Here is a 5670-nt window from a genome sequence, read left to right on the forward strand (position 1 = left end):
GCGAGATCGCGCTCGACGACGCCTGGGCCGAGCGCCGGCTGCTGATCGGCCTGCGCGACGCCGGCGTGGTGCCGCGCCACGTGCGCACCCTGATCGACCACCTCTGCCAGGGTTAACCCTCGGGCGCTTTCGCGTTCCGCGAAAGCTGCGTGCGCGCCTTTGTCGTTCTCCCGCGCGGCCGCGCTGCCCAGAATCCGGGCAACGAATGCGGCGTCGTGCTGGCGAGCCGCGCAGACAAAGGCTCCCATGGCTACCCCCACCTCCCTCCTCGACGACGACGGCGCCATCGTGCGCAAGGTCGCGTGGCGAATCATGCCGCTCATCATGGTGTGCTATCTCTTCGCCTTCTTCGACCGCATCAACATCAGCTTCGCCAAGTTCGCGCTGCAGAGCGACCTGGGCCTGAGCGACACCGCCTACGGCTTCGGCGCCGGGCTGTTCGTGGTCGGCTACGTGCTGTTCGAGGTGCCGAGCAACCTGATGCTCTACAAGGTCGGCGCGCGGCGCTGGATCGCGCGCATCATGGTCTCGTGGGGCGTGGCCACCGCGCTCATGATGTTCGTGCAGACCGAGTGGCAGTTCTATGCGCTGCGCTTCGTGATCGGCGCGATGGAAGCGGGCTTCGCGCCCGGCGTGCTGTTCTACCTCACGCTGTGGTTCCCCGCCGCGCACCGCGGCCGCATCACCTCGATGCTGTTCCTGGCCTCGGCCTTCGCGGGCCTGTTCGGCGCGCCGGCCGCGGGCCTGGTGCTCGCGCACTTCGACGGCCTGCTCGGCATGGCCGGCTGGCACTGGCTGTTCCTGGTCGGCGGGCTGCCGTGCATCGCGCTCGGCCTGCTGGTGTTCGTGCGGCTCGACGACCGCATCGCCGACGCGCACTGGCTCACGCCCGACGAGCGCACGCGGCTGTCGCTGCGCATCGCCGAACGGGGCGGCGCGGCCGGCGCCCATGGCTCGCTGCTCGACGCGCTGAAGACGCCGGGCTTCCTCATGCTCGGGCTGATCTACTTCCTGATCCAGGTCGCGTCCTATGGCCTGAACTTCTGGGCCCCGCACCTGATCCGCGCATCGGGCAGCACCGATCCCACGGCGATCGGCCTGCTGACGGCCGTGCCCTACCTGTGCGGCGCGATCGCGATGGTGGTGGTCGGGCGGCTGTCGGACCGCAGCGGCGAGCGCCGCCGCTTCGTGATCGCGCTGCTGCTGCTCGCGGCCATCGGCTTCTTCGCGGCCGGCCTGTTCGACCACCACACCGACCTGCTGGTGCTCGCGCTGGCCGTGATGGGCGCGGGCGTGATCGCCTCGATCCCGGCCTTCTGGGCGCTGCCGCCCAAGCTGGTGAGCGGCGCGGCCGCGGCCGGCGGCATCGCGCTGATCAACACGCTGGGCCAGCTCGGCGGCATCGTGAGCCCGGTGATGGTGGGCCGCATCAAGGACCTGAGCGGCAGCACCACGCCCGCGCTCTACGTCATCGGCGCGCTGGCGCTGCTGTGCGCCGCGCTGCTGGCCTTCGCGCTGCCCGAATCGCTGCGCCGGCGCGAGCCGCGCCCGTCGGCCGCGCCACGTTCCCCCGCGAGCGGCGCGCTGCATGCGTCCGCCGTCGCCTTCGCCGAGAAAGCCCCCAAGCCATGAACCTTCCCCTGAGTCCCGGCGCGCTGCAAGGCCTGCGCGTCATCGAGATGGGCCAGCTGATCGCCGGCCCCTTCGCCGGCAAGACGCTCGGCGAATTCGGCGCCGACGTGATCAAGATCGAGCCGCCCGGCAGCGGCGACCCGCTGCGCAACTGGCGCCTGCTGCAGGACGGCACCTCGGTCTGGTGGCAGGTGCAGTCGCGCAACAAGCGCTCGCTGGCGCTCGACCTGCGCAGCGAGGAGGGCCAGCAGATCGCGCGCCGGCTGATCGCCGAGGCCGACGTGCTGATCGAGAACTTCCGCCCCGGCACGCTCGAGGGCTGGGGCATGGGCTACGAGGTGCTGCGCGAGCGCAACCCGGGCCTGGTGATGCTGCGCATCTCGGGCTATGGCCAGACCGGCCCCTACCGCGACCTGCCGGGCTTCGGCGCCATCGGCGAGGCCATGGGCGGACTGCGCCATCTCACGGGCGAACCGGGCCGGGTGCCGGTGCGCTGCGGCATCTCGATCGGCGACACGCTGGCCGCGCTGCACGGCACCATCGGCGTGCTGACCGCGCTCTACCACCGCAAGGTCAACGGCGGCCAGGGCCAGGTCATCGACGTGGCGCTCAACGAGGCGGTGTTCAACGTGATGGAGAGCCTGGTGCCCGAGTACAGCGCCTTCGGCGCGGTGCGCGAGGCCGCGGGCAGCGCGCTGCCGGGCATCGCGCCCTCGAACGCCTACCGCTGCGCCGACGGCTACGTGCTGATCGCGGGCAACGGCGACAGCATCTTCCGCCGGCTCATGCAGAGCATCGGCCGCGACGACCTCGGTGCCGATCCCGCGCTCGCGAACAACGCGGGCCGCGTGGCGCGCGTGGCCGAGATCGACCAGGCGATCGAGGCCTGGACGCTGCCGCAGTCGGTGGCGACGGTGCTCGAAGTCCTCGGCGCGGCGCGCGTGCCCGCGGGCAAGGTCTACACCGCGAAGGACATCGCCGAGGACCCGCACTACCGCGCGCGCGAGATGCTGCTGCGCCAGTCCACGCGCGACGGCCACGAGATCGAGGTGCCCGGCGTGGTGCCCAAGCTCATGGGCACGCCGGGTACGGTGCGCTCCTCGGCGCCGCGGCTGGGCGACGACACCGACGCGGTGCTCGGCGAGATCGGATTCACATCGGAAGACATCGCCGCCTTGCGCGGCAGGAAGGTGGTTGCATGAACGACGCGGTCTGGAACGGAAGAACATTCGACGGCGATCGTCGCGTGCGGATGTGCGAGGTGGGCCTGCGCGACGGCCTGCAGGTCGAGGCGGCCTTCGTGCCGACCGAGGACAAGATCGCGCTGTGCAACGCGCTCTCGCGCGCCGGCATGGCGAAGATCGAGGTCTCGGCCTTCGTCTCGCCGCAGGCGATTCCCGCGCTGCGCGACGCCGAGGTGGTGCTGCGCGAGATCGAGCGCATGGAGGGCGTGGCCTACACCGCGCTGGTGCCCAACGTGCGCGGTGCCGAGCGCGCGATCGATGCGCGCGTGGACGAGATGAACCTCGTGATGTCGGCCAGCGAGAGCCACAACCTCGCCAACCTGCGCATGATGCGCGAGCAGTCGTTCCGCGCGCTGGCCGAAGTGGCGGCGCTCGCGCGCCAGGCCGGCGTGGCGGTCAACGTCTCGCTGTCGTGCAGCTTCGGCTGCCCGATCGAGGGCGACGTGGCCGAGGCCGGCGTGCTCGGCTGGTGCGAGCGCTTCGTCGAGGAACTCGGCGCCGGCGGCGTCACCCTGTGCGACACCACCGGCATGGCCTGGCCCGGCCAGGTGCACGGGCTCGCGCGCGCCTTCCTGCAGCGCTGGCCCGGTACCGAGCTCACGCTGCACTTCCACAACACGCGCGGCATGGGGCTGGCCAACGTGCTGGCCGGCATCGACGCCGGCGCGCGCCGCTTCGATGCCTCGATCGGCGGCATCGGCGGCTGCCCCTATGCACCGGGCGCCACCGGCAACGTCTGCAGCGAGGAGATCGTGCATGCGCTCGAGCTCTCGGGCTGGGACACCGGCGTCGACCTAGCGCGCGTGATCGATGCCGCGCGCCGGCTGCCGGCGCTGATCGGCCACGACATCCCGAGCCAGATCGTCAAGGCCGGCCGCCGGCTCGACCTGCATGCGCCGCCCGCGGACTTCGAGGCCACGCGCGAACGCGCGCTGGCGCGCGAGGCCGCGCGCGCGCACTGAAACCGCTTTGCTTCCCTTTCATCCCACAAGACCAGGAGACATTCGAATGCAACCCCTTCGCTTCATCGCCGCGCTGGCCGCGGCCGCGCTGCTCGCCGGCCCGGCCATGGCTCAGACCTATCCCTCCAAGCCGATCACGATGCTGGTGCCCACGGCCGCCGGCGGCACCACCGACATCGCCGGGCGCATGCTCGCCGATCCGCTGGGCAAGGCGCTGGGCCAGCCGGTGGTGGTCGACAACCGCGGCGGCGCCAGCGGCGTGATCGCGGCGGTGGCGGTCAAGCGCGCCGAGGCCGACGGCCACACGCTGCTGATGCAGTACTCGGGCTACCACGTCATCTCGCCCCACGTCACGAAGCAGAAGGCGCAGTGGGTGCCCGAGGACTTCCGCGCCGTGGCCAACGTGCTGAGCGCGCCGCAGGTGGTGGTGGTGCGCGAGGGCCTGCCGGTGAAGACCATGGCCGAGCTGATCGCCTATGCCAAGGCCAACCCGGGCAAGCTGACCTATGCCTCCTCGGGCCCGGGCTCGCTGCAGCACGTGACCGGCGCCATGCTCGAGCAGCAGGCCGGCATCCAGCTCACGCACATCCCCTACAAGGGCACCGGCCCGGCGCTGCAGGACCTGCTGGGCGCGCAGGTCGACATGACCTTCGGCACGCCGCCGCCCTTCATGCCGTTCATCCAGTCGGGCAAGCTGCGCGCGGTGGCCGTCACCGGCAAGGCGCGCGTGGCCTCGCTGCCGAACGTGCCGACCGCGGCCGAGGTCGGGCTGCCGAACCTCGACGCGACCTCGTGGTTCGCGGTGTTCGCGCCCGCCAAGACGCCGCAGCCCGTGATCGACAGGCTCAGTGCCGAGATCGCCAAGGTGGTGGCCACGCCGGCCTTCCAGCAGAAGGCCGCCGAGCTCGGCGCCACGGCCGACTACATGAACCCGCAGAAGCTCGCCGACTACAGCAAGGCCGAATACGTGCGCTGGGGCAAGGTGGTCGAGGCCGCGAAGATCGAAGGCGAGTGAGACCGCGCGCATGGCGGCGGTCGGTGGTCGGCCGCCGCCATGCGTTTCCCCTCCGCCGTCGTTCTTACTACTTGTAGAGCAGCTGCGGCAGCCACAGGCCGATCTGCGGCCACATGTAGAGCAGGAAGATCGCGAAGATCTGGATGCCCATGAAGGGCAGCATGCCGAGGAAGATCTGGTTCAGCGTCACATGCGGCGGGCTCACGCCCTTGAGGTAGAAGGCCGCCATCGCCACTGGCGGCGAGAGGAAGGCGGTCTGCAGGTTCAGCGCCACCAGCAGGCCGAAGAACAGCGGATCGACGCCGAAGTTGTCGAGCAGCGGGATGAAGATCGGCATGAAGATCACGATGATCTCGGTCCACTCGAGCGGCCAGCCGAGCAGGAAGATGATCACCTGGCTCAGCAGCAGGAACTGCACCTTCGTGAGGTTCATGCTCAGCACCCATTCCTCGACCAGCGCCTGGCCGCCGAGCAGCGCGAAGGCGGCCGAGAAGATGGCCGAGCCCACGAACAGCCAGCACACCATCGCCGAGGTCTTGGCGGTGAGGAACACCGACTCCTTGAGCACCGTGAAGTTGAGCCGCCGGTAGGCCGCCGCCAGCAGCATGCCGCCGAGCGCGCCCATGGCCGCGGCCTCGGTGGGCGTGGCGAGACCCAGCACGATCGAGCCCAGCACCGAGAGGATCAACAGCAGCAGCGGGAAGAAGGAGGCCAGCAGCATCTTGAAGATCTCTAGCCGCGCGAAGCTCAGGAACAGGTAGAACAGCGCCGTGAGCGCGCCCAGCACCGAGAAGGTCGCGACCCACCAGGTGGGCGG

General features: G+C 70.6%; 5 protein-coding genes. 4 read left to right on the forward strand and 1 reads right to left on the reverse strand.

Annotated elements, in window-relative coordinates; genetic code table 11:
- The first annotated feature begins 246 nt into the window (after positions 1 to 246).
- Genes AC27VN_RS30845 through AC27VN_RS30860 form a run of 4 tightly spaced genes read left to right on the forward strand, consistent with a single transcriptional unit; the run spans position 247 to position 4853 of the window.
- On the forward strand, positions 247 to 1632 hold the full coding sequence (locus tag AC27VN_RS30845) for an MFS transporter (protein ID WP_490879021.1): 1386 nt from the start codon (positions 247 to 249) through the stop codon (positions 1630 to 1632).
- Positions 1629 to 2834 (forward strand): CaiB/BaiF CoA transferase family protein, encoded by a 1206-nt coding sequence (locus AC27VN_RS30850; RefSeq protein ID WP_208514023.1) that lies wholly within the window; start codon positions 1629 to 1631, stop codon positions 2832 to 2834. Before AC27VN_RS30845 ends, AC27VN_RS30850 begins: the two co-directional genes overlap by 4 nt.
- On the forward strand, positions 2831 to 3838 hold the full coding sequence (locus tag AC27VN_RS30855) for a hydroxymethylglutaryl-CoA lyase (RefSeq protein ID WP_490879022.1): 1008 nt from the start codon (positions 2831 to 2833) through the stop codon (positions 3836 to 3838). The genes AC27VN_RS30850 and AC27VN_RS30855 overlap by 4 nt, the downstream gene beginning before the upstream one ends.
- A 46-nt stretch (positions 3839 to 3884) precedes the next feature.
- The gene (locus AC27VN_RS30860) at positions 3885 to 4853 is read left to right on the forward strand and encodes a Bug family tripartite tricarboxylate transporter substrate binding protein (RefSeq protein WP_490879023.1); all 969 of its coding nucleotides are present in this window, start codon (positions 3885 to 3887) and stop codon (positions 4851 to 4853) included.
- Between the two features lie 67 nt (positions 4854 to 4920).
- On the opposite strand, the gene AC27VN_RS30865 is transcribed toward AC27VN_RS30860, so the two are convergent.
- Positions 4921 to 5670, reverse strand: a 750-nt coding sequence (locus AC27VN_RS30865; RefSeq protein ID WP_490879024.1) for a TRAP transporter large permease subunit, incomplete at its 5' end; no start/stop codon positions are given.

It is taken from the genome of Variovorax sp. 20P10.2.4, from assembly GCF_058244205.1.